The sequence below is a fragment of the Streptomyces sp. NPDC005722 genome (assembly GCF_040630935.1).
In the GTDB taxonomy this organism is placed as follows: domain Bacteria; phylum Actinomycetota; class Actinomycetes; order Streptomycetales; family Streptomycetaceae; genus Actinacidiphila.
On the sequence record NZ_JBEXYN010000005.1, the window covers coordinates 230,520 to 257,343 of the forward strand.

Genomic DNA, 26,824 nt, shown 5'->3' on the forward strand with positions numbered 1-26,824 from the left:
TCGCCCGGTGTCCGGACATGACGCCGCTCAGCCCTGAGCGGCCCACCACTCCTTCAGTGCCGTCACCGCCGCCTCCTCGCCCAGCGGGCCGTTCTCCAAGCGCAGCTCCAGCAGGTGCTCGTACGCCTTACCGACCTGAGGCCCCGGGGCGATGCCCAGGATCTCCATGATCCGGTTGCCGTCCAGGTCCGGACGGATCGCGTCCAGCTCCTCCTGTTCCTTCAGCTGCGCGATCCGCTCCTCGAGCCCGTCGTAGGTGCGCGCCAGGGCCGCGGCCTTGCGCTTGTTGCGGGTCGTGCAGTCGGAGCGGGTCAGCTTGTGCAGCCGCTCGAGCAGCGGTCCGGCGTCTCGGACGTAGCGACGCACGGCGGAGTCGGTCCACTCGCCGGTCCCGTAACCGTGGAAGCGCAGGTGCAGTTCCACCAGCCGGGCGACGTCCTTGACGATGTCGTTCGGGTACTTGAGCTTGGTCAGCCGCCCCTTGGTCATCTTGGCGCCGACCACCTCGTGGTGGTGGAAGGAGACCCGCCCGTCGGACTCGAAGCGCCGGGTGCGCGGCTTGCCGATGTCGTGCAGCAGCGCCGCGAGGCGCAGCACCAGGTCCGGCCCCTCGGTCTCCAGCGCCATCGCCTGGTCCAGGACGGTCAGCGTGTGGTCGTAGACGTCCTTGTGCCGGTGGTGCTCGTCCCGCTCCAGGCGCAGCGCCGGCAGCTCCGGAAGGACCCGTGCGGCCAGGCCGGTCAGCACCAGCAGCTGCAGGCCCTTGCGGGGGTGGTCGGAGAGGATCAGCTTGTTGAGCTCGTCCCGGACGCGCTCGGCGGACACGATCTCGATGCGCTCCGCCATCTCCGTCATCGCCGTCACGACCTCGGGAGCCACCTCGAAGTCCAGCTGCGCCGCGAACCGCGCGGCACGCATCATCCGCAGCGGATCGTCCGAGAAGGACTCCTCGGGTGTACCGGGCGTGCGCAGGACCCGCTGAGCGAGGTCGCCGAGCCCGCCGTAGGGGTCGACGAACTCCGCGTCCGGCAGGGAGACCGCCATCGCGTTGACGGTGAAGTCCCGGCGGACCAGGTCCTCCTCGATCGTCTCCCCGTAGGAGACCTCCGGCTTCCGCGAGGTCCTGTCGTAGGCCTCGGAACGGTACGTGGTCACCTCGATCTGATAGCCGGCCTTGCGGCACCCGACCGTGCCGAAGGCGATGCCCACCTCCCAGACGGCATCCGCCCACCCGCGGATGATCTTCAGCACCTGGTCGGGCCGGGCGTCGGTGGTGAAGTCGAGGTCGTTGCCGAGCCTGCCGAGCAGGGTGTCGCGGACCGAGCCGCCGACAAGGGCAAGCCGGAATCCGGCGTCCTGGAAGCGGCGACCGAGCTCCTCGGCAACCGGCGCGATCACGGGCGCGGTCTTCAGGGTCTGGGGGGCGTTGTTGGCATTCGGCACAACAGAAAAGGGTACGTGCCCATGCGCCCCGCGGCAGACCGGTTTACCGGCTCCCGCGATCATGCCGACGCCTCCGCGACCCCGGACTGTATCGATCTTGTGGCCCACTCACAGCACTTTGGGTCATCGAGCATCGTTACCATTCCAGGACGCACATCCGAAGACGACGAGGGACGGCCAGCGCGTGGGCGAGGCGGCACAGCACCCCGGAGGAACTCCGGCCCGTTCGAGGCTGCGCCGGGCGACGGCGCTGCTCGTGGGCGCCACCCTCTTCGCCGGCCTGGTCCAGGCCCGTACGGCCCCCGCGGCATACGCGGCGACCCCCGACGGCCGCACCGTGGACGTGTCACTGACCTCGCTGTCCCCCAAGGCCCCCGCCAAGGGCGACACCCTCACGGTGACGGGCACCGTGAGCAACAAGAGCAAGCACACCGTGAGCGGCGCACACGTCGGAGTGGAGATCGCCCCCCAGGGCCCGCTGGACAGCCGCAGCGCCATCAACGACGTCTCGACGGGCGCTCCGCACACCCTGGCCGACGGCGCGGAGATCGCCGGGCACACCGTGCCCGTGGACGACCTGCCCGCCGGCATCACCCGCACCTTCACGCTGAAGGTGCCGGTCAAGGCCCTCGACCTGGGGCCGGACGGCGTCTACCAGCTCGGAGTCTCGCTGACCGGGCAGACCAGGGACCGCGGCTACGACGAGTACCTCGGCATCGAGCGGACCTTCCTCCCCTGGTACCCGGACGGCGACGCCAAGCCCACCCGCTACACCTTCCTGTGGCCGCTGATCGACCGCCCGCACCTCGCCGTGCGCAGCGAGAGCGACGACCAGCAGAGCCCGATCTTCCTCAACGACGACCTCGCCGAAGACCTGGCGCCCGGGGGCCGGCTGCAGCAGTTGGTGTCCCTCGGGCGGGACCTGCCCGTCACCTGGGTCATCGACCCTGACCTGCTCGCCACCGTGGACGCGATGACACGCCGGTACCAGGTCGCGGGCCCCGGAGGTGATCTCGATCACACCACGTCCGGCACCGGCACCGAGAACGCGAAGCGCTGGCTGAACAGCCTCAAGGAGGCCATCGTCGGGGACGAGGTCGTCGCGCTCCCCTTCGCCGACCCCGACATCGCTTCCATCGCGCACCACGGCAAGAACGTCCCCGGCACCCTGAACCACCTCAAGACCGCCACCGACCTCGCGACGACCACCGTCGAGACCGTCCTCAACGGCATGGTCACCCCCGACACGGACGTCTCATGGCCCGTGGAGGGCGCCGTCGACCCCTCCATCGTCGACGTGGCCACCTCCGCCGGCGCGGACAAGGTGATCGTCCGCAGCGACAGCCTCGGCGAGTCCGGCAACCTCAACTACACCCCCACCTCGGCGCGGCCCATCGGCGGGGGCACCACCGCGGTCGTCGCCGATTCCGGGCTCTCCAAGGCCTTCCAGGGCGACATGACGACGGCCGGGTCCTCGACCCTCGCCGTCCAGAAGTACCTGGCGCAGACCCTGATGATCACGATGCAGTCGCCCGACCGGCAGCGCAGCGTCGTCGTCGCCCCGCAACGGATGGCCAAGGCCTCCCAGGCCCAGGCCATGGCCCAGGCGATCACAGAGGTCGCGGGCAGCGGCTGGGCCGAGACCGCGGACTTCTCCGCGGCGGCGAAGGCCACCCCCGACCCCAGGGCGAACCGCTCGGTGCCCGGCGCCGGCGCCTATCCCAAGCGTCTGCGCAAGCAGGAGTTGAGCACCGCTGCCTTCCGCCGGATCCAGGTGACCCAGGACGAGCTCGACGACTTCATGGCCCTGCTGAGCAAGCCCGACCGGGTGCGGACCCCCTTCGGCAACGCGCTGATGCGCTCGATGTCCACCGAGTGGCGTGGCTCCCCCTGGGACTCGGCCGCCTTCCGCACGGCCATCTCCGACTACCTCTCCGACCTGATGAGCCTGGTCTACCTGCTCCCCAAGACGGGGACGCTCACGCTGTCCGGCCGCAGCGGCACCATCCCGGTCACCGTGAAGAACGAGCTCGGCCAGACCGTGCAGGGCCTGGAGCTGCGCCTGTCCTCCAGTCAGGGCAACAGCCTCGACCCGGGCGTCCCGCAGCTCGTGACCGTCGAGGGCGGCCACACCCGCTCCCTGAAGTTCGAGGGCACGGCGGCCCGCAACGGCCTGAACACCATCACGGCCCAGCTCTACACACCGGACGGCGCCACGTTCGGCGCTCCCATCACGTTCCAGGTGGATGTCACCTCCATCACATCCACCGTCATGCTGGTGATCGCCGCCGGTCTCCTGCTGCTCGTGCTGGCGGGCGTCCGGATGTACCACCAGCGCAAGCGCCGCGCGACCACCGGGGACGAGGACGAGGACGACGACCCGTCCGAGGACGACGCGGAGCACGCCGGCGACGGCGGGACGGGGCAGGACGGGGATGACGCCACAACCGGCACCATGGGTGACCGGGACGACGTCCGTGACGAGCAGCCGGGTGACCTGGCGCCGGACACCTCCCCGGATAGTACGGACCCGTCCGGGACGGGTGAGAAGGTGGACCGATAGCCAGCGAGCCATGGCCGATGAGGTGGGGCAGAGATGAACGCACCGTACGACGGTGAGCGCGAACGGGAAGCCGGGGAGCGGTTCCCCGAGCAGCCCGGGCAGCACCCTGCCGCGCCCGACCCGTACCTGCAGGACACCTACGCCCGCGATCCCTACCGCCGGCAGGATCCGACCGTGCAGGACCCGGTGGGCGAGGCCCTCTACGACCGCACCGCGCACCCGCCGGCCCAGCTGCACGCCTACGGCCCTCCGTACGCCCACCAGGAGCCGTACCGCATGCCGTACGCCGACGACGCCGACACCCGGTACGTCGGCGTCGACGAGCTGGTCTCCCACGCGCCGGACGAGGACGGTGCGCCCGCGCGGCCGGACGAGTACGCCCACCTCTTCCGCGACGAGCCGGTCCAGGAGGCCCCCGCGGAGCCCGAGCCCGCAGCGGCGCCCGTGTCCGGGAAGTCCGGGGGACGGGCCGGCAGCATCCTCAAGTCCAGCGCCCTCATGGCGGCCGGCACCCTGGTCTCCCGGGTCACCGGGTTCCTGCGCACCCTGGTCATGGCCGCCGCGATCGGCGTCGGCACGCTGAACGACGGCTACCAGGTCGCCAACACCCTGCCCACGATGATCTACATCCTGGTCGGCGGCGGCGCGATCAACGCCGTGTTCGTCCCGCAGCTCGTCCGCGCCATGAAGAACGACGAGGACGGCGGCGAGGCCTACGCCAACCGCCTGCTGACCCTCGTCGCCGTCGGCCTGGCGGCCGTCACGGCGCTCTGTGTGTTCGGCGCGCCGCTGCTCATCCGGGCGATGTCCCACGACATCGCCTCCGACCCGGTCAGGTTCGAGGTCGCGGTCACCTTCGCCCGCTACTGCATCCCGACGATGTTCTTCATGGGCCTGCACGTGGTGCTCGGGCAGGTGCTGAACGCCCGCGGCCGGTTCGGCGCGATGATGTGGACCCCGGTCCTCAACAACGTCGTCATCATCGCCACCTTCGGTGCCTTCATCTGGGCCTTCGGCTCCTTCACCAGCACCGGCGTCACCTCGCAGACCATCACCCCGGAGGGCGCCCGGCTGCTCGGCCTCGGCACCCTGCTGGGCCTGGCCGTGCAGGCCCTGGCGATGATCCCCTACCTGCGCGAGGCCGGGTTCCGGATCAGGCCGCGGTTCGACTGGCGCGGCCACGGCCTCGGCCACGCGGCGAAGCTCGCGAAGTGGACCTTCTTCTTCGTGCTCGCCAACCAGATCGGCCTGATCGTCCTCACCCAGTTCGCCACGGCGGCGGGTGCGGCGGCCGAGAAGGCGGGCCACGAGGGCACCGGCATCACCGCGTTCAACTACGCGCTGCTCCTGTGGCAGATGCCGCAGGCCATCATCACCGTCTCCGTCATGACGGCCGTGCTCCCGCGGATCTCCCGCGCCGCCGCCGACGGGGACGCCGCCGCGGTCCGTGACGACCTCTCCTACGGCCTGCGGACCTCGGGCGTGGCCATCGTGCCCGCCGCCTTCGCCTTCCTCGCCCTCGGGCTCCCCATCGCGACCCTGCTCTACAGCAGCTCCGGCGACGGCGCGGTGAACATCGGCTTCGTCCTGATGGCCTTCGGACTGGGCCTGATCCCCTTCTCGGTGCAGTACATCGTCCTGCGCGGCTTCTACGCCTACGAGGACACCCGCACCCCCTTCTACAACACGGTCATCGTCGCCGCGTGCAACGCCGTCGCCGCCGCCGTCTGCTACTTCGTCCTGCCCGCCCGCTGGGCCGTGGTGGGCATGGCCGCCGGCTACGGCCTGGCCTACGCGATCGGCGTCGGAGTGGCGGTCAAGCGGCTGCGCAGGCGCCTCGGCGGCGACATCGACGGCAAGCGCGTGGTGCGCACCTACGCGCGGCTCATCGGTGCGTGCATCCCCGCCGCCGCGGGCGGCGGCGCCGTCGTCTACGGTGTCTCGCACTCGCTGGGTCACGGCGCTGCCGCATCGTTGCTGTCGCTGCTGCTCGGCGCCGTCGTGCTGGGCGGGATCTTCTTCGTCGCCGCCAAGCGCATGCGCGTCGAGGAGATGACGGCCATGGTCGGCATGGTCAGGGGCCGGCTGGGCCGCTGACGGCGCCCACCGCGCAACCTTCGTGGGCCGTCGTGTGTCGTGCATAGCGGTGGACTGTTGGCACAATTGTCCTCGGCTGTGTAGTCAGATCTTGCAACGGATGGGGAGGCAGGAACGACGGTGGCGGAACGGAGCACGGCTGCCGTCGGAGTGGCCAACGAGAGCGGCGAGGAGCAGCTCGCCGCCCATGCGGACAGTGCCACGGCCGACGAGGCGACGGACCGGAGCGAAGAGCAGGACGCGCCACAGCAGACCATCCCCGAGGAGACAGCACCGACCAATTCCGAGCCGCCCGAGCTCCACAGCGGCCACAAGCTCGCCGCGCGCTACCGCCTGGAGGACTGCCTCACCCGTGCCGACGGCTTCAGCAGCTGGAAGGCCGTGGACGAGAAGCTGCGCCGGGCCGTGGGCATCCACATCCTGCCCGCCGAACACAACCGGGCCCGTTCCGTACTGGCGGCGGCCCGCTCCGCGGCCCTCCTCGGGGACCCCCGCTTCGTGCAGGTCCTCGACGCCGTCGAGGAGGACGACCTCGTCTACGTGATCCACGAGTGGCTCCCGGACGCACGGGAACTCACCACCCTGATCACCGCCGACCCGCTGGAGCCGCACGAGGCCTACCAGATGGTCAACCAGATCTCCCAGGCCATGGCCGCCGCGCACCGCGAGGGCCTGGCGCACCTGCGGCTCGGCCCCGACGCCGTCCTGCGCACCGAGGCGGGGCAGTACCGCATCCGCGGTCTGGCGGTCGCCGCCGCGCTGCGGGGCATCTCCTCCGAGCGTCCGCAGCGTGAGGACACCGAGGCCATCGGAGCCCTCCTGTACGCCTCGCTCACCCAGCGCTGGCCGTACCCGGAGGACGACCACGGGCTCACCGGCCTCCCCAAGGACGTCGGCCTCGTCGCACCCGACCAGGTGCGGGCGGGCGTCCACCGCGGGCTGTCGGAGCTCGCCATGCGCGCCCTGGTCAACGACGGGGCGACGGCTTCCCGTGAGCCGGAGCCCTGCACCACGCCCGAGGAGCTGTCCAAGGCGGTCACCGCGATCCCCAAGATCCGGCCGCCCGAGCAGCCGGCGATGACGCCCTATTCACGCACCACCTACCAGCAGGGCTCCTACCGCCAGACCCCGGCGGGCCCCGCGTCCCCCGGCGCCACGAGCGCCCTCTCCGCCACGCCGCCGCCGGCCCTGCCCGGCCGCACCGGCAAGGCCCTCAAGTGGTCCGTCTCGGCCCTCCTCATCGTCGCCCTCGGCCTCGGCAGCTGGCAGCTCGCGGAGACGCTCATGGACCGCGAGAACCAGGCGAAGTCCGGTGGCACCTCCACTTCCCACAACACGGGAAGCGACGGGGGCAGCGACAACGGCGGCGCGAACCAGGTGACGCTGCAGCCGTTGCCCGTGAAGGGGGCGGCCGAGTACGCGCCCTTCGGCGGCGCCCAGCACCCGAACGACGTCGACGCCACCTACGACAGCAAGACGTCCACCTACTGGCGCACGAACAGCTTCGCCGACGGTCCCGAGTTCGCCCCCTCCGTCAAGAAGGGCGTCGGCATCGCCTACGACCTCGGAGCGGCGAAGAAGCTCGGCCAGGCGTCGATAGACCTCTACTACGGCGGCGACCACACGACGGTCACGCTCTACGCGGCCGACTCGCTGAACACCACGGCCGAGCCGGGCCAACTGAGGAAACTGGCCACCGTCACGACCAGCGACAAGACGGCCAAGCTCACCCTGAAGGCACCCGTGGAGACGCGGTACGTCGTGGTCTGGCTGACCGCCCTTCCCTATTCACAGGCCGACGGGTACTCCCAGGCCGGCTACAAGCAGGCCATCACCAATGTGAGGTTCGAGGGGCAGTAGCCCCGCGGGGAGGGGGATGGTGGCCACGCAGGGTACGGGCGGGGAGGTCAGCGACAGCGACCTCCTCGCCCGCCATGTCGCGGGGGACCCGAACGCCTTCGGGGAACTCGTCCGCCGGCACCGGGACCGGCTCTGGGCGGTGGCGCTGCGGACCCTGGGGGACCGCGAGGAGGCCGCCGACGCCGTACAGGACGCGCTCGTCTCGGCCTTCCGCGCCGCCCACACCTTCCGCGGGCAGTCGGCCGTCACGACCTGGCTGCACCGCATCACCGTGAACGCGTGCCTGGACCGGGCGCGCAAGGCGGCCTCGCGCCGCACCGCCGCGGTGACGGACGAGAAGCAGTTCGAGGAGCTGCTCGAACCGCACGAGTCCGCCGCGGCCCCCGCCGAGCGGGGCGAGCTGCACCGGGAACTGCTGCGGGCGCTCGCGACGCTCCCCGTGGAGCAGCGGGCAGCCCTGGTCCTCGTCGACATGCAGGGTTACCCCGTGGCGGAGGCCGCCGCCGTCCTCGACGTGCCGGCGGGAACGGTCAAGAGCAGATGCGCCCGGGGCCGGGCACGGCTGCTGCCACTGCTCTCCCATCTGCGGGACACGCCGGGGAGTAGCGGCGATCAGGCAGGGGCAAGGAACCGGACGGAGAACGCATCCGTCCCAGAGACGGAGGCCCGGCCGGGCCACGGCTTCACACAGGGCGGAGGTGGACACCCATGACGTCGACGACGGGTACGGACGAGCACCCCGAGGTCGCCGAGATCTCGGCACTCACCGAGGGCATCCTCCCGCCGGCGCGCTCGGCCGACGTCCGCGGGCACATCGACGGCTGCGCGCTCTGTGCCGACGTGCGTGCCTCCCTGGACGAAATCCGCGGATTGCTGGGCACGCTCCCGGGACCGCCCCGGATGCCCGCCGACATCGCCGGCCGGATCGACGCCGCGCTCGCCGCCGAGGCACTGCTCGCCTCCAGCACCGCGGATGTTTCACGTGAAACAGGGACCGCGGAGCCGCCTCGTGTTTCACGTGAAACATCGGCACCCGTCGGCGGACGGCCCTCCGGTCGTGGCTCCGGCCCCAGCGGCCCCGGCCGCGCCGGCGCCGGGTCCCGTCGGCGCCGGGTGAAGGGCGTCCTCGTCGCCGCCTCCGTCGCCGCCGTGGTCGGCCTCGGAAGCTTCCTTGCCCAGTCCACCTGGAGCACCGGGGGGAGCGCCGGCCTCGAGTCGTCGACGGCCTCCGACGCCGGCGCCAAGGCTGACGCCGACACGCTCGGCGCGCAGGTACACGATCTACTGACAAGCGGCGCGGGCGGGAAGCCCGGGAGCAAGCCCGCCAGGCAGTCCCCGATGGTCGGCATGGACACTGCCGTGCCGTCCTGCGTCCTGGGGGCCGTCGACCGTACGGACGCTCCGATCGCCCTCCAGCGGGGCAGGTACGAGGGCATGGACTCCTATCTGGTCGTGCTCCCGCACGAGGGCGACCCCTCACTGGTCGACGCCTACGTCGTGGACGCCTCGTGCACCACAGCGCAGCCCCCCGCCACGGGCACCCTCCTCCGCGAGGAGACATACCCTCGCTAGCCACGCCGACGGGAATGCCCGGACCGTAGGATCCGTTAGGCGGGATGACAATGGTCCCGCCGCCGAGGCACCCGGCGAACCGGCACAGCAGAGACGAGGAAGAACCCGTGAGCGACGTCCGAAACGTGATCATCATCGGTTCCGGGCCGGCGGGATACACAGCCGCGCTCTACACCGCCCGCGCCTCCCTCCAGCCCCTGGTCTTCGAAGGTGCGGTCACGGCCGGCGGCGCCCTCATGACCACGACCGACGTCGAGAACTTCCCCGGCTTCCGCGACGGCATCATGGGCCCCGACCTCATGGACAACATGCGGGCCCAGGCCGAGCGCTTCGGTGCGGAGCTGATCCCGGACGACATCGTCGAGGTCGACCTCGAGGGTGACATCAAGTCCGTCACCGACTCCGCGGGCACCGTCCACCGGGCGAGGGCGGTCATCATCGCCACCGGTTCCCAGCACCGCAAGCTCGGCCTCCCCAACGAGGACCAGCTCTCCGGGCGCGGTGTCTCCTGGTGCGCCACCTGTGACGGCTTCTTCTTCAAGGACCACGAGATCGCCGTCATCGGCGGCGGTGACACCGCCCTGGAGGAGGCGACCTTCCTCTCGCGCTTCGCCAAGAGCGTGAAGGTGGTCCACCGCCGGGACACGCTCCGCGCCTCCAAGGCGATGCAGGAGCGCGCCTTCGCCGACCCGAAGATCTCGTTCGTCTGGGACAACGAGGTCGCCGAGATCAACGGCGAGGGCAAGCTCTCCGGCCTGGTCCTGCGGAACACCAAGTCCGGCGAGACCTCCGAACTGCCGGTCACCGGCCTGTTCATCGCGATCGGCCACGACCCCCGCACCGAGCTGTTCAAGGGGATCCTCGACCTGGACGAGGAGGGCTACCTCAAGGTCGAGTCGCCCACCACCCGTACGAAGATCCCCGGTGTCTTCGCCGCGGGTGACGTCGTCGACCACACCTACCGCCAGGCGATCACCGCCGCGGGCACCGGCTGTTCCGCCGCCCTGGACGCCGAGCGCTACCTCGCCGCCCTGAGCGACGCCGGCAACGAGCAGACCCGCGAGCCCGAGCAGACCGCCGCCGCGGTCGTCTGACCGCGCAGCACAACCAAGTACCCGTCCTACACACCGAGGAGACAGCCGTGGCCGGCAACACCAAGACCGTGACCGATGCGACCTTCGACGAGGAGGTCCTGTCCAGTGACAAGCCCGTGCTCGTCGACTTCTGGGCCGAGTGGTGCGGTCCGTGCCGCCAGATCGCCCCGTCGCTCGAGGCGATCGCCGCGGAGCACGGCGACCAGATCACCATCGTCAAGCTGAACATCGACGAGAACCCGGTCACCGCCGCCAAGTACGGCGTCATGTCGATCCCGACCCTCAACGTCTACAAGGGCGGCGAGGTCGTGAAGACCATCGTCGGCGCCAAGCCGAAGGCCGCCATCGAGCGCGACCTGGCGGACTTCATCGGCTGAGCACCGCAGACGGACACGAAAGGGCCCGCCCCCGTGAGGGGCGGGCCCTTCGTCCGTTCACAGGGGCCGCAGCGCCGGTTCCTTCTGCACGGCGCCGAGCAGCCGGTCGATCGCCATCTCGACGTCCTCCTTCCAGGAGATCGTCGTGCGCAGTTCCAGCCTCAGCCGGGGGAACCGCGGGTGCGGCCGTACCGTCTTGAAGCCGACAGCCAGCAGGTGCTCGGCGGGCAGGACGCACGCGGGCTCCTCCCAGCGCGCGTCACCGAAGGCCTCGATCGCCCGGAAGCCCCGCCGCACCAGGTCCTTGGCCATCGTCTGCACCAGCACCCGGCCCAGTCCCTGTCCCTGGAAGCCCGGGAGGATCCGGGCGGTCATCAGCTGGACGGCGTCGGGGGAGACGGGACTCGTGGGGAAGGCCGTCGAGCGCGGCACGTAGGCGGGCGGGGCGTAGAGCAGGAAGCCGGCGGGCACCTCGTCCACGTAGACGACCCGGCCACAGGACCCCCACTCCAGCAGCACTGCCGAGATCCAGGCCTCCTTCTCCAGCTCCGGCTTGCCGGCCTGGACGGCGGCCTCCCCGCTCACCGGATCGAGCTCCCAGAAGACGCACGCGCGGCAGCGGTTGGGGAGATCCGGGAGGTTGTCCAGCGTGAGCGGAACGATCCGACGCCCCATGAGGTCTGACCCTCGTTTCTGTCGTGGACCCAACTGCCGACGAAGCCACCCACGGCGCCCAGCCCGAGCCCCGCTGCGAGGAGGGCGGCCCTCTGCCAATCGTGCTCCACTCCGACGCGCCGCACCGATCGCATGAGCCCCTCCTCGGAGGTAGTGCTCCATCCCGTACGCATCGTATCCGTGAGCGGACAAGTCCGACACCGGAGCAACGCTAACGGCCCAGCAAAAAGCGGGTCACATCCCTCTCGGGACGTGACCCGCCCGGTAGTTGCGATCCGTCACGCGGCGGTGAGGACGCCGGGGCTCACTCCTCCTCGTCGGACTCCTCGGTGAGCGACCGCTCGAGGACGTCTCCCTCGCCCGGTGCCATCGAGCCGAGGATGCGCTCCAGGTCCTCTATCGAGGCGAACTCCACGACGATCTTCCCGCGCTTCTGCCCGAGGTCCACCTTCACACGGGTCTCGAAGCGGTCCGAGAGCCGCAGCGCGAGGTCGGTCAGCGCGGGGGACATCCGCTTGCCGGCCCGGGGCGCCGGTGCCTTCCGCGCCGGCTGGGACTCGGAGTTCATCACATGCACGATCTCCTCGACCGCACGCACCGAGAGCCCCTCGGCCACGATCCGGCTGGCGAGCCGGTCCTGGTCCTCCACGTCCTCCAGGGCGAGCAGGGAGCGGGCGTGCCCGGCGGAGAGCACACCGGCCGCCACACGCCGCTGTACGGGCGCGGAGAGCTTCAGCAGGCGCAGGGTGTTGGAGACCTGGGAGCGGGAGCGGCCGATCCGGTCGGCGAGCTGCTCGTGGGTGCAGGCGAAGTCCTTGAGGAGCTGGTCGTAGGCGGCCGCCTCTTCCAGCGGGTTCAGCTGGGCACGGTGCAGGTTCTCCAGCAGCGCGTCCAGGAGGAGCTTCTCGTCGTCCGTGGCGCGCACGATCGCCGGGATGGCCTCCAGGCCCGCTTCCCGGCTGGCCCGCCAGCGCCGCTCGCCCATGATGAGCTCGTAGCGCTCCGGTCCGACCTGACGGACGACGACCGGCTGCAGGAGGCCGACCTCCTTGATGGAGGTGACCAGCTCGGCCAGCGCGTCCTCGTCGAAGACCTCACGCGGCTGACGGGGGTTGGGGATGATCGCGTCCAGCGGCAGCTCCGCGAAGTACGCCCCCGCCACCAGGGACGGCTCCTCAACCACGATGGCTTCAGGTGTTTCACGTGAAACGGGGATCGACGCGGTCCCCTCACGTCCCTGCTGTTCCGACAAGGCCGTCACCTTGGCGACGGCGACACCTCGCTCCGGCGCCAGGACAGGCGCGGCGGGCGTCGCCGTCGCCACCGCGGTCGCGGCTGCCGCGTCCGCACCGTTCGGTGCGGCGGGAATCAGCGCGCCGAGACCACGGCCGAGTCCTCTGCGTCGCTCACTCACTGGATCCCCTTCGACGTGTTCTGCTCTGTGTCTTGGCTGCGCCCAAGGCCGCGCAGGGCCATCTCGCGTGCCGCCTCGAGGTACGACAGCGCGCCGCTCGAACCGGGATCGTAGGTCAGCACCGTCTGACCGTAGCTGGGCGCTTCCGAGATGCGGACCGAGCGCGGGATGCTCGTGCTGAGCACCTCCTTGCCGAAGTGGGTGCGCACTTCCTCGGCGACCTGCGAGGCGAGCCGGGTCCGGCCGTCGTACATGGTCAGCAGGATGGTGGAGACATGGAGCTTGGGGTTGAGGTGGCCCCGCACCAGCTCCACGTTGCGGAGTAGCTGCCCCAGGCCCTCCAGGGCGTAGTACTCGCACTGGATCGGGATGAGGACCTCGGCGCCGGCCACCAGGGCGTTGACGGTCAGCAGACCGAGCGAGGGCGGGCAGTCGATGAGGATGTAGTCCAGTGGCTGCTCGTAGGACTCGATGGCCCGCTGCAGCCGGCTCTCGCGGGCCACCAGCGAGACCAGCTCGATCTCGGCGCCGGCCAGGTCGATGGTGGCGGGGGCGCAGAAGAGGCCCTCTACGTCCGGCACCGGCTGGACGACGTCGGAGAGCGGCTTGCTCTCCACCAGCACGTCGTAGATGGAGGGGACTTCGGCGTGGTGGTCGATCCCGAGGGCGGTGGAGGCGTTGCCCTGGGGGTCGAGGTCGACGACCAGCACCCGGGCCCCGTGGAGGGCCAGGGAGGCGGCCATGTTGACCGTGGTGGTGGTCTTGCCGACCCCACCCTTCTGGTTGGCGACCACCATCACTCGGGTCTGTGGTGGGCGTGGGAGTCCTTCACCGGCCCGCCCCAGTGCCTCCACGGCCAGTTGGGCGGCACGGCCGATGGGGGTGTCGTCCATCGGGGGCGGTGTTTCACGTGAAACATCATCCCCGAACGGCTCGGTGCGGGGACCGGGGACCGGATCGGCCATCGGTCCCGCGATGTTGGCGTCGGACCGCAAGGATTCACTCTCCTCGACTACAAGCTCGCAATGAAGAGAGCCTGCCATGCTTTCGGGGTCGCGAACCAGTGAGGGCGGTTCTCCTGTGGATGAATCCACCGGTCGAGTCACCGAATGGGTCATCTCGGAGGGCCGATGCGAGAGCATCTCGGCCGCCGCACGAGCGCGGCCGAGGATTCCTGGGAGCAGAGAGCGCCGTTTCACGTGAAACACGATGCGCAGCGCCGCGACCGTTTCCTACCCGACACTCCGGATTATGTACGTATGGCCGTTTGTATGGAGCACACGGCCGCGATCAGTGCCGTTGTCGACGGCTCGCCCGGGCCGCCTTGGCCCTGCGGGTCGCTCCCCGCACACCGCCGGGGCTCTCGCCCGCCAGCACCCGCACCACCGTCGAGAGCGGATCCACGATGCCCTCGCCGACCTGGACCACGGAGGTCTCCACAGCCCCGAGGCGGCTCAGGGCGGCGCGTGCGGCCTTCAGCTCCTCCTCGGCGGTGTCGCCCTTGAGGACGGTCATCTCCCCGTGCGGACGGAGCAGCGGCAGTCCCCAGCCGGCGAGACGTTCGAGCGGGGCCACGGCACGGGCGGTCACCACGTCCACCGGCGGTACCTTGCCGACCATCTCCTCGGCCCGGCCACGCACCACCACGACGTTGGACAGTCCCAGCAGCCGGACGGCCTCCTCCAGGAAGGTGGTCCTGCGCAGCAGCGGTTCCAGCAGGGTGATGCTGAGGTCCGGCCGGGTCAGTGCCAGCGGGATGCCCGGGAGCCCCGCGCCCGAGCCCACGTCGCACACCGAGACGCCCTGGGGGATCACCTCGGCGAGCACGGCGCAGTTCAGCAGGTGGCGCTCCCAGAGCCGGGGCACCTCGCGCGGGCCGATCAGCCCGCGGCGCACTCCCGCGTCGGCCAGCAGTTCGGCGTACCGCACCGCGTCCGCGAAGCGCTCACCGAACACCTCACGTGCCGCTTCCGGCGCCGGGGGAAGCTCCGCCGCTGCCTCCGTCACGAGAACCGTCCTTCCGTTGTTGCAAGCTTTCACCAGGCTGACAAGGTTCGGCCCCGCCTGCGAACAGACGGGGCCGAGTGAGTACCGCTGAGAGCTGAGACCGGTGGAGGTCAGGAAGCCGGGAGGACGACCACCCGGCGCTCGGGCTCCTCGCCCTCGGACTCGCTGCGCAGCCCCGCGGCGGCCACCGCGTCGTGCACGACCTTGCGCTCGAAGGGCGTCATCGGCTTCAGCTTCACCGGCTGGCCGGAGCCCTTGACCTCCTCGGCCGCCTTCTCGCCCAGCTCCGTCAGCTCGGCCCGCTTGCGGGCCCGGAAGCCGGCGATGTCGAGCATCAGCCGGCTGCGGTCACCGGTCTCCCGGTGGACCGCGAGCCGGGTCAGCTCCTGGAGCGCCTCCAGCACCTCGCCGTCCCGGCCGACGAGCTTGTTGAGGTCACGGCTCGACGATTCGCCGACGATGGAGACCGAGGCCCGGTCCCCCTCGACGTCCATGTCGATGTCACCGTCGAGGTCGGCGATGTCCAGCAGCCCCTCGAGGTAGTCGGCCGCGATCTCGCCCTCCTGCTCGAGGCGGGTGAGCGCGTCGGTGGTGTTGCCGTCCGTCACGGCGGGACTCCTCTGCTACTTCTTCTTCGACAGGTTCGGCTTGTCCGCGCCGCTGCTCGGCTTTGGCTTGGTGCCCGCGGCCGCCCCGCCGCCCGGCTTGGGCTTGGTGCCGCCGGCACCGGCCGGCTGCGCGGTGCCGCCCGTCTGGCGCTGCGACTTGCTCTGGCGCTTGGGCTGGGTGCGCTTCACCGGCGCCGCGTCCTGCGGCTCCTTGGCGGCGGCGGGCTCGTCCTTCAGCTTGCCCTTGGCCTTCAGGCGCTCCTGGCGCTGCTGGAAGGCGAGGCTGCCGGGAGTCGGGTTCCGGCGGATGACGAACATCTGCTGCCCCATGGTCCACACGTTGGTGGTCAGCCAGTAGATGAGGACACCGACGGGGAAGTTGATGCCGAAGACGGCGAACATGATCGGGAAGACGTACATCAGCATCTTCTGCTGCTGCATGAACGGCGTCTTCACCGTCATGTCGACGTTCTTCGTCATCAGCTGGCGCTGCGTGTAGAACTGCGAGGCCGACATCAGGACGATCATGATGACCGTGACCACGCGGACGTCGGTGACCGAGGCGCCGAGCTGCGTGAGCTTGTCGGCGCCGTCGGTGAACTTCGCGGCGAGCGGAGCACCGAAGATGTGGGCCTTCTGGGCGCTGTTGACGAGGTCCTGGCCCATCACGCCGACCTGCTTGCCCTGCGCGATGTAGCTCAGCACGTGGTACAGCGAGAAGAAGAAGGGGGACTGCGCCAGGATCGGAAGGCACGAGGAGAGCGGGTTGGTGCCCGTCTCCTTGTACAGCTTCATCATCTCTTCGGACTGGCGCTGCCGGTCGTTCTTGTAGCGCTCCTGGATCGCCTTCATCTTGGGCTGGAGCGCCTGCATGTTCCGGGTCGACTTGATCTGCTTCACGAAGAGCGGGATCAGGCAGATCCGGATCAGGACCACCAGGGAGACGATCGACAGGCCCCAGGCCAGGCCGCCGTCCTTGTCAAAGACAAGGCTGTACAGCGAGTGGAACTGGACGATGATCCACGAAACGGCATCGTAGAGGGGGTTCAAGATCCCCACGGTCAGGCTCCTTGGGCATGAGGCGACTCGACGGGCTCGGGAGTAACGGACCCGCCCGGTGCGTCACCCCGGAGGGCGTCGCGCAGGCGAGCGTGCCACGGTGGGCGCTTGCGCGGCGGGACATGGTCCACGCCGCCCAGCGACCACGGGTTGCAACGCAGGATCCGCCACGCGGTCAGGGCAGTGCCCTTGATCGCGCCGTGCCGATCGATCGCCGTATACCCGTAGTGCGAACACGAGGGGTAGTACTTGCAGACCGGACCGAGCAACGGGCTGATGGTCCACTGGTAAATCTTGATCAAGGCCAGCAACGGGTACTTCATAGCGCCACCCCCAGGAGCCTCCCGAGGGCGGCATCCAGGTCTCGGGCCAGCTGTGAATGGTCTGCGTCACCCGCACCGGGCAGCGCTCGTACGACTACCAGGCTACCGGGGGGCAGCACGGACAGACGTTCGCGGACAAGGTGACGAAGCCGACGCTTGACCAGGTTCCGGGTCACCGCGTTACCGACGGCCTTGCTCACGACGAAACCCGCACGCGCCGGGGAGGCACTCCCCCCCGCTGCGTGCGGGTCCCTTGTGTCACTGTCGGTGCGCAGGTGGACGACCAGAAGTGGCCGTCCGGCCCGACGTCCTCGACGTACCGCGGTCGCGAAGTCCTGCCGCCGCCTCAGCCGATTCTCGGTGGGCAGCACGACTCACACCTCGCGCTTCGGTGCGATCAGGCGGACAGGCGGGCGCGGCCCTTGCTACGGCGGGTCGCGAGGATGGCGCGGCCGGCACGCGTACGCATGCGCAGCCGGAAGCCGTGGGTCTTGGCGCGACGACGGTTGTTCGGCTGGAAGGTGCGCTTGCTCACTCGGGGGCTCCAGGATGAATCGTGTGTTGGCGGGGCGTCGCCTGGCTGTCACCGTGCGCCCACGAAGAACTCGCGGAACATCCTGGTGTGCACCGCTTGACGATCACCTCGGTGATCCTCGCCCATCGGTAGGCAGGCGGCAGCAGCCATCGACAACTCGACCTGGTTACGGTACGCGGGGCCGCGGCGTCAGGTCAAACCAGCCTCGGTCACCGCCGTACGCGCCGCCATCCGGACGTGGTTTTGCACACCCTGTGGACAACGACTTGAACCAGGCAGGCTGCGCTGACTACCGTGGCTGAACTCCGAAACCTTCCCGTCCGTCCCAAGAACCACACCTTCGTGGGACCCATCGGCACCAACCAGCGACCGAGAGAGCGTGCACTGTGGCTGACGTAACTGCCGATCTTGCCTCAGTGTGGCCCAGGGTCCTGCAGAAACTGCTCGTGGAGAGCGACGACCTCAAGCCGAAGGACGCGGACTGGCTGCAGCGGACGCAGCCGCTGGCGCTCGTCGCGGGCACGGCCGTGCTGTCCGCCCCCAACGAGTTCGCCAAGAGCGTGCTGGAGGGGCGGCTCCTGCCGCTGATCACCGACGTCCTCAGCCGTGAGTTCGGCCACCCCGTGGGCATCGCCATCGCCGTCGCCTCCGGCGGCGAGCAGGAGGCGGCCCCCGCCCCGCAGGCGCCGGTCGTCCCCGAACCGCAGCCGCAGCTCCAGGCGCCGTCGCATCCGCAGCCCCCCGCGTACGCCGCGGAACCGGGCCGGTACGACGAGCGGCCGCACGGCTACGGCGAGGTCCCGCGCATGCGCCCGGCCTACCCCGAGCACGTGGTCGGGCCCACCGGCGGCTCCGGCGGCTGGCCGCCCCGCGAGCCCGAGGACCGCTGGCAGCAGCAGCGCTTCGGCGACTACCAGGAGCGCGAGCACTACCAACCGCCCGCCTCCCGCTACGAGATCCCCTCGCCCCACCAGCCCCCGGCGCGACCGGAACCGGCGCCGCCGCAGATGCCGGCCATGCCTCCGCCGCGCACCGGAGGGGGGAACGGCGGTGCCGGTTCCCACTCGGGCGCCGGCGGGTCGGGCGGTTCGGGGGGCCCGGCGGAGCCCACCGCGCGGCTGAACCCCAAGTACCTCTTCGACACCTTCGTCATCGGCGCCTCCAACCGCTTCGCGCATGCCGCGGCCGTCGCCGTCGCGGAGGCACCGGCCAAGGCGTACAACCCGCTGTTCATCTATGGGGAGTCCGGCCTCGGCAAGACGCACCTGCTGCACGCGATCGGGCACTACGCGCGCAGCCTCTACCCGGGCACGCGGGTGCGCTACGTGAGCTCCGAGGAGTTCACCAACGAGTTCATCAACTCCATCCGCGACGGCAAGGCGGACGCGTTCCGCAAGCGCTACCGGGACATGGACATCCTGCTGGTCGACGACATCCAGTTCCTGGCGAGCAAGGAGTCGACGCAGGAGGAGTTCTTCCACACCTTCAACACCCTGCACAACGCCAACAAGCAGATCGTGCTCTCCTCCGACCGGCCGCCCAAGCAGCTGGTGACCCTGGAGGACCGGCTGCGCAACCGCTTCGAGTGGGGCCTGATCACCGACGTCCAGCCGCCCGAGCTGGAGACCCGGATCGCGATCCTCCGCAAGAAGGCGGTGCAGGAGCAGCTCAACGCCCCGCCGGAGGTGCTGGAGTTCATCGCCTCCCGGATCTCGCGGAACATCCGCGAGCTGGAGGGCGCGCTGATCCGGGTGACGGCCTTCGCCAGCCTCAACCGTCAGCCGGTGGACCTGCAGCTCACCGAGATCGTGCTGAAGGACCTGATCCCCGGCGGGGAGGACTCCGTCCCCGAGATCAGCGGACAGGCGATCATGGCGGAGACGGCCTCGTACTTCGGCCTGGACGTGGAGGACCTCTCCGGTTCCTCCCGCAGCCGCGTGCTCGTCACGGCCCGGCAGATCGCCATGTACCTGTGCCGGGAGCTCACGGACCTGTCGCTGCCGAAGATCGGCGCCCTGTTCGGCGGCCGCGACCACACGACGGTCATGCACGCGGACCGCAAGATCCGCTCCCTGATGGCCGAGCGGCGGTCCATCTACAACCAGGTCACCGAGCTCACCAACCGCATCAAGAGCTGACGCGGGACCTTCCACGCGTCCCCTCGGGGGTCTCCAACGCGTCCACTCGCGGCTCTCCCGCGCGTCCCCTCAGGCGCCCTCCGCGCGCCTTCCGGACGCACTCCGTACGTCCACAGCGCCCCGGGCCAACTCCCGGGGCGCTTCTCGTTGTTCGATTGCGCCGGCCGCGGCCCGGGGACAGGAACGTCTCTCCACAGGACGGGGCGGTTTTCCCCCGTCCACAGCCTGGGGATGCCCGGGTTGTCCCGAACGTGTCCACAGGCAGGGCCGTACGATGCTCGTTCGGCCTGCTGGGGGCCATGTGGATTTGTGGGCAACCCTGATCCACAGACTGTGGACATTCCGGCCGCCCACAGGACCCCTCTCGTGGTTGTCCACCGCTCGCCCACAGGTTGGGGGCGGTTGTCCCCAGTCAGGGGCCGCTTCTCCACAGTCCTGTCCACTGTTCGGCAACGGAACACACCCGCTCACCGGTCGGAGTGAACCGCGTCACACCAACGTGGTGGGTTGGGCTGGGGAGAACCCGGGTATTCCTGGGGACAGCGCTGGGGAGAACCGGGGGGCTCCTGTGAATCGCGTGTGCACAACTTCCGGCCGTCCACAGACGGGCCCGGTTGTCCACCGGCTCCACCCACAGGCGCGGTGGACAAAAAACAGGGCCTGACCTGCACCGGAACCACTTATCCACGGTTTCCACAACCCCTATTACTACGACCAGGGATAGTTACCGGGGAATCTGCTTCGAAGTGGGACCTGTGCACAACCGAGCCGCGGGCCGTCCGCCTCCCCGCCCTCCGGCTTGACCCCAACCCGCACCGCATGTCCGTGGCGGCTGTCAGACTGTTCTCGGCAAGAGGGCCAGCAGGGCCAGAGAGTCGGCCACAGACAGCCAGCAACAGCAGGAGGCGGTTCCGGTGAAGATCCGGGTGGAGCGCGATGTACTCGCGGAGGCAGTGGCCTGGGCGGCCCGCAGTCTCCCGGCCCGTCCCCCGGTGCCGGTCCTGGCGGGCCTGCTGCTGAAGGCCGAGGAGGGGCAGCTGAGCCTGTCCGGCTTCGACTACGAGGTCTCGGCCCGCGTCTCGGTCGAGGCCGACGTGGAGGAGGACGGCACCGTCCTCGTCTCCGGCCGGCTGCTCGCCGACATCTCGCGGGCACTTCCCAACAGGCCTGTGGAGATCTCCACCGAGGGCGTGCGCGTGACCGTCGTCTGCGGCAGCTCGCGATTCACACTCCACACCCTGCCTGTGGAGGAGTACCCGGCGCTGCCCGCGATGCCCACCGCTTCCGGCACCGTCCCCGGCGAGGTCTTCGCCGCGGCGGCCGCGCAGGTCGCCATCGCCGCCGGCCGTGACGACACCCTGCCGGTGCTGACCGGTGTGCGGATCGAGATCGAGGGCGACACCGTCACCCTGGCCGCCACCGACCGCTACCGCTTCGCGGTCCGCGAGTTCCTGTGGAAGCCGGAGACCCCGGACATCTCCGCGGTCGCCCTGGTGCCCGCCAAGACGCTGCTGGACACCGCCAAGTCCCTCACCAACGGCGACTCCGTCGCCATCGCCCTGGCCGGCTCCGGCGCGGGCGAGGGCCTGATCGGCTTCGAGGGCGCGGGCCGCCGCACCACGACGCGTCTGCTCGAGGGCGACCTGCCGAAGTACCGGACGCTCTTCCCGACCGAGTTCAACTCCGTCGCGGTGATCGAGACGGCCCCCTTCGTCGAGGCCGTCAAGCGCGTGGCCCTGGTGGCCGAGCGCAACACGCCGGTCCGGCTGAGCTTCGAGCAGGGCGTGCTGACCCTGGAGGCCGGTTCCAGCGACGACGCACAGGCTGTGGAGCGCGTGGACGCCACGCTGGAGGGCGACGACATCTCGATCGCCTTCAACCCGACCTTCCTGCTGGACGGCCTGAGCGCGATCGACTCGCCGGTGGCGCAGCTGTCCTTCACCACGTCGACGAAGCCCGCGCTGCTCAGCGGCCGTCCGGCGGTCGACGCCGAGGCCGACGACGCGTACAAGTACCTGATCATGCCGGTCCGGCTGTCCGGCTGACGCGAGGCCTGTCCGGTCGCGTCGCCCTGCGGGGGCCGACGTAGGCTCGACGTAGGTCAGGCAGGCTTCGAACGAAGGATCAACGATGGAGCTCGGTCTCATCGGTCTCGGCAAGATGGGCGGGAACATGCGCACGCGCATCCGCCAGGCCGGTCACACTGTCATCGGCTACGACCGCAACCCGGACCTCGCCGATGTCCACAGCCTGCAGGAACTTGTGGACAGGCTCGAGGCCCCGCGCGTGGTGTGGGTGATGGTGCCGGCCGGCGCCGCCACCCAGTCGACGATCGACGAGCTCGGTGAGCTGCTCTCCCCCGGTGACGTCGTCGTCGACGGCGGCAACTCCCGTTGGACGGACGACGAGAAGCACGCCGAGGAGCTGGCCGCCAAGGGCGTCGGCTTCGTCGACTGCGGTGTCTCCGGCGGCGTCTGGGGCCTGGAGAACGGCTACGCGCTGATGTACGGCGGCGAGCCCGAGCACGTGGAGAAGGTGCAGCCGGTCTTCAACGCCCTCAAGCCGGTGGGGAACTTCGGTTCCGTCCACGCGGGCAAGGTCGGTGCCGGCCACTTCGCGAAGATGGTCCACAACGGCATCGAGTACGCCATGATGCAGGCCTACGCCGAGGGCTGGGAGCTGCTGGAGAAGGTCCACTCGGTCACCGACGTGCGCGAGGTGTTCCGCTCCTGGCAGGAGGGCACCGTCATCCGCTCCTGGCTGCTGGACCTGGCCGTCAACGCCCTCGACGAGGACGAGCACCTCGACAAGCTCAAGGGCTACGCCGAGGACTCCGGCGAGGGCCGCTGGACGGTCGAGGCCGCGATCGACAACGCCGTGCCGCTGCCCGCGATCACCGCGTCCCTCTTCGCGCGCTTCTCGTCCCGCCAGGACGACTCCCCGCAGATGAAGATGATCGCCGCGCTCCGCAACCAGTTCGGCGGCCACGCCGTCGAGAAGCACTAGTCACACCCCCGGGAAGGAGGCGGCGCGCAGCCATGCACGTCGCGCATCTGTCGCTCGCCGACTTCCGCTCCTACGCCCGGGTCGAGGTCCCGCTCGACCCGGGCGTCACCGCTTTCGTGGGGCCCAACGGCCAGGGCAAGACCAATCTGGTCGAGGCGGTCGGCTACCTGGCGACCCTCGGCAGCCACCGCGTCGCGAGCGACGCCCCGCTGGTGCGGATGGGCGCCGACCGGGCGATCGTGCGGGCGTCGGTGGTGCAGGGCGAGCGGCAGCAGCTGGTCGAGCTGGAGATCAACCCGGGGCGCTCCAACCGGGCCCGGCTCAACCGCTCCTCCCAGGTCCGCCCGCGCGACCTGCTGGGGATAGTCAGGACGGTGCTCTTCGCCCCCGAGGACCTGGCCCTGGTCAAGGGCGACCCCGGGGAGCGCCGGCGCTTCCTCGACGAGCTGCTCACCGCGCGGGCGCCCCGGCTGGCGGGCGTCCGCAGCGACTACGAGCGGGTCCTCAAGCAGCGCAACACCCTGCTGAAGTCGGCCGCGATGGCCCGCCGCCACGGCGGCCGCGGCGCCGACCTGTCCACGCTCGACATCTGGGACCAGCACCTGGCCAAGGCCGGCGCCGAGTTGCTGGCCCAGCGCCTGGACCTCACCCACGCCCTGCAGCCGCTGGCGGACAAGGCGTACGAGCAGCTGGCGCCGGGCGGCGGTCCGGTCGTGCTGGAGTACCGCAGTTCGATCGGCGAACGGATCGCCGGGGCGTCGGGCCGCGAGCAGTTGTACGGGCTGCTGCTGGAGGCCCTCGGGGAGGCCCGCAAGCAGGAGATCGAGCGCGGGGTGACCCTGGTCGGCCCGCACCGGGACGACCTCTCCCTCAAGCTGGGGCAGCTCCCCGCCAAGGGGTACGCGAGCCACGGGGAGTCCTGGTCGTACGCGCTGGCGCTGCGGCTGGCCTCGTACGACCTGCTGCGCGCCGACGGCGGCGAGCCGGTGCTGGTGCTGGACGACGTCTTCGCCGAGCTGGACGCCCGGCGCCGGGCCCGGCTGGCGGAGCTGGTGGCCCCCGGTGAGCAGGTGCTGGTGACGGCGGCGGTGGACGACGACGTGCCGGACGTGCTGGTCGGCGCCCGGTACGCGGTGGAGGACGGCGGCGTGGAGCGGGCATGACGGATCAGCAGCAGCCGCCGGGGCAGGCGACGGGCGCCCAGGGCGAGCCGGTGTCCGGCGTCGACCTGGCCAGGGTCGCGCTGCGCGCGGCCAAGGAGCAGGCCCGCGCCAGGGGCGCGGCCGCGCAGCAGAAGAAGCAGGCCCGGCGCGGGGGGTTGCGCAGCGGCGCACGGGCGGACGGGCGCGACCCGTTGCCGCTGGGCGCCGCGATCAGCCGGCTGATCACCGAGCGCGGCTGGGAGGCCCCGGCGGCGGTGGGCGGCGTGATGGGCCGCTGGCCGGAACTGGTGGGTGACGACGTGGCCCTGCACTGCCAGCCGCAGCGGTACGACGAGGAGGAGCGGGTCCTCACGGTGCAGTGCGACTCCACGGCCTGGGCGACGCAGCTGCGGCTGCTCGCCCCGACGCTGGTGGCCAGGCTGAACGCCGACCTCGGGCACGGCACCGTGAAGCTGATCAAGGTCCTGGGACCGGGGGGACCGGTGCGTTCGTACGGGCGGCTGCGCGCTCCCGGGAGCCGTGGGCCGGGCGATACGTACGGATAGGCCGGAAACCTGCTGTGCGTAATCGGGTCGAAGCCCTGTGCGCCCGCGTGAGCCGTTTTGGGACCCGGTCCGCGTGTGGGGAGTCGTCAGGAGGTACTTCCGTCGGGCACACGGGAACTCAGGTACCGCCAAAGCCCCATCTATGTCGGCGCTACCGGTAGACTGGTAGCAGTACCGCCCGCCCCTGGCCTCCGGCACCGGGGGACCCCAGCGGGACCAGTCGAAGATGTCGAGTGATGAAGCCGGTTCCGCCCCGCGGGACCCGGCTCATGCTGTGCCAGAAAGGGCGCTTCGTGGCCGATTCCGGCAACCCCAACGAGATCAATACGTCCGCAGCTGACGGCTCCGCCGCACCCGCCTCCGGCGGGGCGTACGACGCCAGCGCGATCACCGTCCTTGAGGGCCTGGACGCGGTTCGCAAGCGCCCGGGCATGTACATCGGCTCGACGGGCGAGCGCGGCCTGCACCACCTGGTGTACGAGGTCGTCGACAACTCCGTCGACGAGGCGCTGGCCGGTCACGCGGACACCATCAACGTCACGATCCTCCCCGACGGCGGCGTGCGCGTCGTCGACAACGGCCGCGGCATCCCCGTGGACATCGTGCCGTCCGAGGGCAAGCCCGCCGTCGAGGTCGTGCTGACCGTCCTCCACGCCGGCGGCAAGTTCGGCGGCGGCGGCTACGCCGTCTCCGGCGGTCTGCACGGCGTCGGCGTCTCCGTGGTGAACGCCCTGTCGACGAAGGTCGCGGTCGAGGTCAAGCGTGAGGGCTTCCGCTGGACCCAGGACTACAAGATGGGTGTTCCCACCGCCCCGCTGCAGAAGAACGAGGAGGTCCCGGAGACCGGCACCTCGGTCACCTTCTGGGCGGACGGGGACATCTTCGAGACCCTCGAGTACTCCTTCGAGACGCTCTCGCGGCGCTTCCAGGAGATGGCCTTCCTCAACAAGGGCCTGACCATCTCGCTGACGGACGAGCGCCCCGAGCACGCGGACGTGGAGAACGAGGGCCAGCCGCGCTCGGTCTCGTACCACTACGAGGGCGGCATCGTCGACTTCGTGAAGTACCTGAACTCGCGCAAGGGCGAGACGGTCCACCCGTCGGTGATCGACATCGACGCGGAGGACAAGGAGCGGATGCTCTCCGTCGAGGTCGCGATGCAGTGGAACACCCAGTACAGCGAGGGTGTCTACAGCTTCGCCAACACCATCCACACCCATGAGGGCGGCACCCACGAGGAGGGCTTCCGCGCCGCGCTGACCACGCTGGTCAACAAGTACGCGCGCGAGAAGAAGCTGCTCCGCGAGAAGGACGACAACCTCACCGGTGAGGACATCCGCGAGGGCCTGACCGCGATCATCTCGGTCAAGCTGGGCGAGCCGCAGTTCGAGGGCCAGACCAAGACCAAGCTCGGCAACACCGAGGCGAAGACCTTCGTCCAGAAGGTCGTGCACGAGCACCTGACGGACTGGTTGGACCGCAACCCCAACGAGGCCTCGGACATCATCCGCAAGTCGATCCAGGCGGCCACCGCCCGCGTCGCCGCCCGCAAGGCGCGCGACCTGACGCGCCGCAAGGGCCTGCTGGAGACGGCGTCGCTGCCGGGCAAGCTGAGCGACTGCCAGTCCAACGACCCCGCCAAGTGCGAGATCTTCATCGTCGAGGGCGACTCCGCCGGCGGCTCGGCCAAGTCCGGCCGCAACCCGCAGTACCAGGCGATCCTCCCGATCCGCGGCAAGATCCTGAACGTGGAGAAGGCGCGGATCGACAAGATCCTCCAGAACACCGAGATCCAGGCGCTGATCTCGGCCTTCGGCACCGGTGTGCACGAGGACTTCGACATCTCCAAGCTGCGCTACCACAAGATCATCCTGATGGCCGACGCCGACGTGGACGGCCAGCACATCAACACCCTGCTGCTGACCTTCCTGTTCCGCTTCATGCGGCCGCTGGTCGAGGCGGGCCACGTGTACCTCTCCCGTCCCCCGCTCTACAAGATCAAGTGGGGCCGGGACGACTTCGAGTACGCGTACTCCGACTCCGAGCGCGACGCCCTGATCGAGCTGGGGCGGCAGAACGGCAAGCGCGTGCGCGAGGACTCGATCCAGCGCTTCAAGGGCCTCGGCGAGATGAACGCCGAGGAACTGCGGGTCACCACGATGGACGTCGACCACCGCGTGCTCGGCCAGGTCACCCTGGACGACGCGGCCCTCGCCGACGACCTGTTCTCGGTGCTGATGGGCGAGGACGTCGAGGCCCGGCGCTCCTTCATCCAGCGCAACGCCAAGGATGTCCGCTTCCTCGACATCTGAGTCGGCCCCCATCAGCCGCCGCCCGAAAGGACT

The 26,824-nt window shown here is 70.2% G+C and carries 22 protein-coding genes and 1 pseudogene; 13 read left to right on the top strand and 10 right to left on the bottom strand.

From position 1 onward, the window contains the following. Positions 1-27: 27 nt before the first annotated feature. Positions 28-1,443 (bottom strand): CCA tRNA nucleotidyltransferase, encoded by a 1,416-nt coding sequence (locus ABZ479_RS08820; RefSeq protein WP_500460809.1) that lies wholly within the window; start codon positions 1,441-1,443, stop codon positions 28-30. A gap of 184 nt (positions 1,444-1,627) precedes the next feature. Between ABZ479_RS08820 and ABZ479_RS08825 the strand changes: the two genes are divergently transcribed. The 7 genes from ABZ479_RS08825 (at position 1,628) to trxA (ending at position 11,006) form a co-directional block, all read left to right on the top strand. After that, positions 1,628-4,006 (top strand): DUF6049 family protein, encoded by a 2,379-nt coding sequence (locus ABZ479_RS08825; protein WP_500460810.1) that lies wholly within the window; start codon positions 1,628-1,630, stop codon positions 4,004-4,006. A gap of 33 nt (positions 4,007-4,039) precedes the next feature. Further along, the gene (gene murJ / locus ABZ479_RS08830; protein ID WP_500460811.1) at positions 4,040-6,103 is read left to right on the top strand and encodes a murein biosynthesis integral membrane protein MurJ; all 2,064 of its coding nucleotides are present in this window, start codon (positions 4,040-4,042) and stop codon (positions 6,101-6,103) included. 120 nt (positions 6,104-6,223) lie between these two features. Continuing rightward, positions 6,224-7,963: a protein kinase family protein gene (locus tag ABZ479_RS08835; RefSeq protein WP_500460812.1), complete on the top strand. Its 1,740-nt coding sequence runs from the start codon at positions 6,224-6,226 to the stop codon at positions 7,961-7,963. A gap of 16 nt (positions 7,964-7,979) precedes the next feature. After that, the gene (gene sigM, locus ABZ479_RS08840) at positions 7,980-8,675 is read left to right on the top strand and encodes an RNA polymerase sigma factor SigM (RefSeq protein ID WP_499604639.1); all 696 of its coding nucleotides are present in this window, start codon (positions 7,980-7,982) and stop codon (positions 8,673-8,675) included. Then, positions 8,672-9,535: an RsmA family anti-sigma factor gene (locus tag ABZ479_RS08845; RefSeq protein WP_500460813.1), complete on the top strand. Its 864-nt coding sequence runs from the start codon at positions 8,672-8,674 to the stop codon at positions 9,533-9,535. Before sigM ends, ABZ479_RS08845 begins: the two co-directional genes overlap by 4 nt. Positions 9,536-9,642: 107 nt before the next feature. Next, positions 9,643-10,629: a thioredoxin-disulfide reductase gene (gene trxB / locus ABZ479_RS08850; RefSeq protein ID WP_500460815.1), complete on the top strand. Its 987-nt coding sequence runs from the start codon at positions 9,643-9,645 to the stop codon at positions 10,627-10,629. Positions 10,630-10,676: 47 nt separating this feature from the next. Next, complete coding sequence (gene trxA, locus ABZ479_RS08855; RefSeq protein ID WP_089225436.1) at positions 10,677-11,006, top strand: thioredoxin; 330 nt, start codon at positions 10,677-10,679, stop codon at positions 11,004-11,006. Between the two features lie 57 nt (positions 11,007-11,063). Here trxA and ABZ479_RS08860 read toward each other — a convergent pair whose 3' ends face one another. The 9 genes from ABZ479_RS08860 to rpmH all read right to left on the bottom strand — a co-directional run bounded on the left by ABZ479_RS08860 (position 11,064) and on the right by rpmH (position 17,627). Next, a complete protein-coding gene (locus ABZ479_RS08860; RefSeq protein ID WP_499604632.1) occupies positions 11,064-11,681 on the bottom strand; it encodes a GNAT family N-acetyltransferase in 618 nt (205 codons plus the stop codon). A 304-nt stretch (positions 11,682-11,985) separates the two neighbouring features. Next, positions 11,986-13,095 (bottom strand): ParB/RepB/Spo0J family partition protein, encoded by a 1,110-nt coding sequence (locus tag ABZ479_RS08865; protein WP_500460818.1) that lies wholly within the window; start codon positions 13,093-13,095, stop codon positions 11,986-11,988. Beyond that, on the bottom strand, positions 13,092-14,138 hold the full coding sequence (locus ABZ479_RS08870) for a ParA family protein (protein WP_500460819.1): 1,047 nt from the start codon (positions 14,136-14,138) through the stop codon (positions 13,092-13,094). Before ABZ479_RS08870 ends, ABZ479_RS08865 begins: the two co-directional genes overlap by 4 nt. Positions 14,139-14,385: 247 nt before the next feature. Next, entirely contained in the window at positions 14,386-15,102 is a 717-nt protein-coding gene (gene rsmG / locus ABZ479_RS08875) for a 16S rRNA (guanine(527)-N(7))-methyltransferase RsmG (RefSeq protein WP_500460820.1), read from the bottom strand. A gap of 110 nt (positions 15,103-15,212) precedes the next feature. Further along, a complete protein-coding gene (locus tag ABZ479_RS08880; RefSeq protein WP_499604625.1) occupies positions 15,213-15,710 on the bottom strand; it encodes a Jag family protein in 498 nt (165 codons plus the stop codon). Positions 15,711-15,725: 15 nt separating this feature from the next. After that, positions 15,726-16,769, bottom strand: coding sequence for a membrane protein insertase YidC (gene yidC, locus ABZ479_RS08885; RefSeq protein WP_500460822.1), 1,044 nt, complete (start codon positions 16,767-16,769; stop codon positions 15,726-15,728). Between the two features lie 2 nt (positions 16,770-16,771). Then, positions 16,772-17,092: a membrane protein insertion efficiency factor YidD gene (gene yidD, locus ABZ479_RS08890; RefSeq protein ID WP_499604621.1), complete on the bottom strand. Its 321-nt coding sequence runs from the start codon at positions 17,090-17,092 to the stop codon at positions 16,772-16,774. Further along, positions 17,089-17,463 carry a ribonuclease P protein component gene (rnpA, locus tag ABZ479_RS08895; RefSeq protein ID WP_499604619.1) on the bottom strand — a complete coding sequence of 125 codons (375 nt, stop codon included), beginning with the start codon at positions 17,461-17,463 and terminating at the stop codon, positions 17,089-17,091. Before rnpA ends, yidD begins: the two co-directional genes overlap by 4 nt. A gap of 26 nt (positions 17,464-17,489) precedes the next feature. Then, positions 17,490-17,627 (bottom strand): 50S ribosomal protein L34, encoded by a 138-nt coding sequence (gene rpmH, locus ABZ479_RS08900; protein WP_003975051.1) that lies wholly within the window; start codon positions 17,625-17,627, stop codon positions 17,490-17,492. Positions 17,628-18,013: 386 nt separating this feature from the next. Here rpmH and dnaA point away from each other — a divergent pair, with 386 nt between their 5' ends. From dnaA to gyrB, 6 genes and pseudogenes are all read left to right on the top strand, one after another. After that, on the top strand, positions 18,014-19,765 hold the full coding sequence (gene dnaA, locus ABZ479_RS08905; protein WP_500460824.1) for a chromosomal replication initiator protein DnaA: 1,752 nt from the start codon (positions 18,014-18,016) through the stop codon (positions 19,763-19,765). 914 nt (positions 19,766-20,679) lie between these two features. Then, positions 20,680-21,810: a DNA polymerase III subunit beta gene (gene dnaN / locus ABZ479_RS08910; protein ID WP_500460825.1), complete on the top strand. Its 1,131-nt coding sequence runs from the start codon at positions 20,680-20,682 to the stop codon at positions 21,808-21,810. 79 nt (positions 21,811-21,889) lie between these two features. Further along, positions 21,890-22,771 (top strand): annotated as a pseudogene (gnd, locus tag ABZ479_RS08915) (phosphogluconate dehydrogenase (NAD(+)-dependent, decarboxylating)); the annotation flags it as partial. Positions 22,772-22,803: 32 nt separating this feature from the next. Then, positions 22,804-23,934 (top strand): DNA replication/repair protein RecF, encoded by a 1,131-nt coding sequence (recF, locus tag ABZ479_RS08920; protein ID WP_500460827.1) that lies wholly within the window; start codon positions 22,804-22,806, stop codon positions 23,932-23,934. Further along, positions 23,931-24,479 (top strand): DciA family protein, encoded by a 549-nt coding sequence (locus ABZ479_RS08925; RefSeq protein WP_500460828.1) that lies wholly within the window; start codon positions 23,931-23,933, stop codon positions 24,477-24,479. Before recF ends, ABZ479_RS08925 begins: the two co-directional genes overlap by 4 nt. 269 nt (positions 24,480-24,748) lie before the next feature. After that, a complete protein-coding gene (gyrB, locus tag ABZ479_RS08930) occupies positions 24,749-26,791 on the top strand; it encodes a DNA topoisomerase (ATP-hydrolyzing) subunit B (protein WP_499604610.1) in 2,043 nt (680 codons plus the stop codon). The last annotated feature ends 33 nt before the right edge of the window (positions 26,792-26,824 follow it).

Excerpts from the sequence above, each read along its gene's own strand:
- ABZ479_RS08860 (WP_499604632.1), bottom strand. The coding sequence starts at position 11,681 with ATGGGGCGTCGGATCGTTCCGCTCACGCTGGACAACCTCCCGGATCTC.
- ABZ479_RS08845 (WP_500460813.1), top strand. The coding sequence starts at position 8,672 with ATGACGTCGACGACGGGTACGGACGAGCACCCCGAGGTCGCCGAGATC.
- ABZ479_RS08925 (WP_500460828.1), top strand. The coding sequence starts at position 23,931 with ATGACGGATCAGCAGCAGCCGCCGGGGCAGGCGACGGGCGCCCAGGGC.
- murJ (WP_500460811.1), top strand. The coding sequence starts at position 4,040 with ATGAACGCACCGTACGACGGTGAGCGCGAACGGGAAGCCGGGGAGCGG.
- gyrB (WP_499604610.1), top strand. The coding sequence starts at position 24,749 with ATGCTGTGCCAGAAAGGGCGCTTCGTGGCCGATTCCGGCAACCCCAAC.
- ABZ479_RS08870 (WP_500460819.1), bottom strand. The coding sequence starts at position 14,138 with ATGGCAGGCTCTCTTCATTGCGAGCTTGTAGTCGAGGAGAGTGAATCC.
- recF (WP_500460827.1), top strand. The coding sequence starts at position 22,804 with ATGCACGTCGCGCATCTGTCGCTCGCCGACTTCCGCTCCTACGCCCGG.
- yidD (WP_499604621.1), bottom strand. The coding sequence starts at position 17,092 with ATGAAGTACCCGTTGCTGGCCTTGATCAAGATTTACCAGTGGACCATC.
- sigM (WP_499604639.1), top strand. The coding sequence starts at position 7,980 with ATGGTGGCCACGCAGGGTACGGGCGGGGAGGTCAGCGACAGCGACCTC.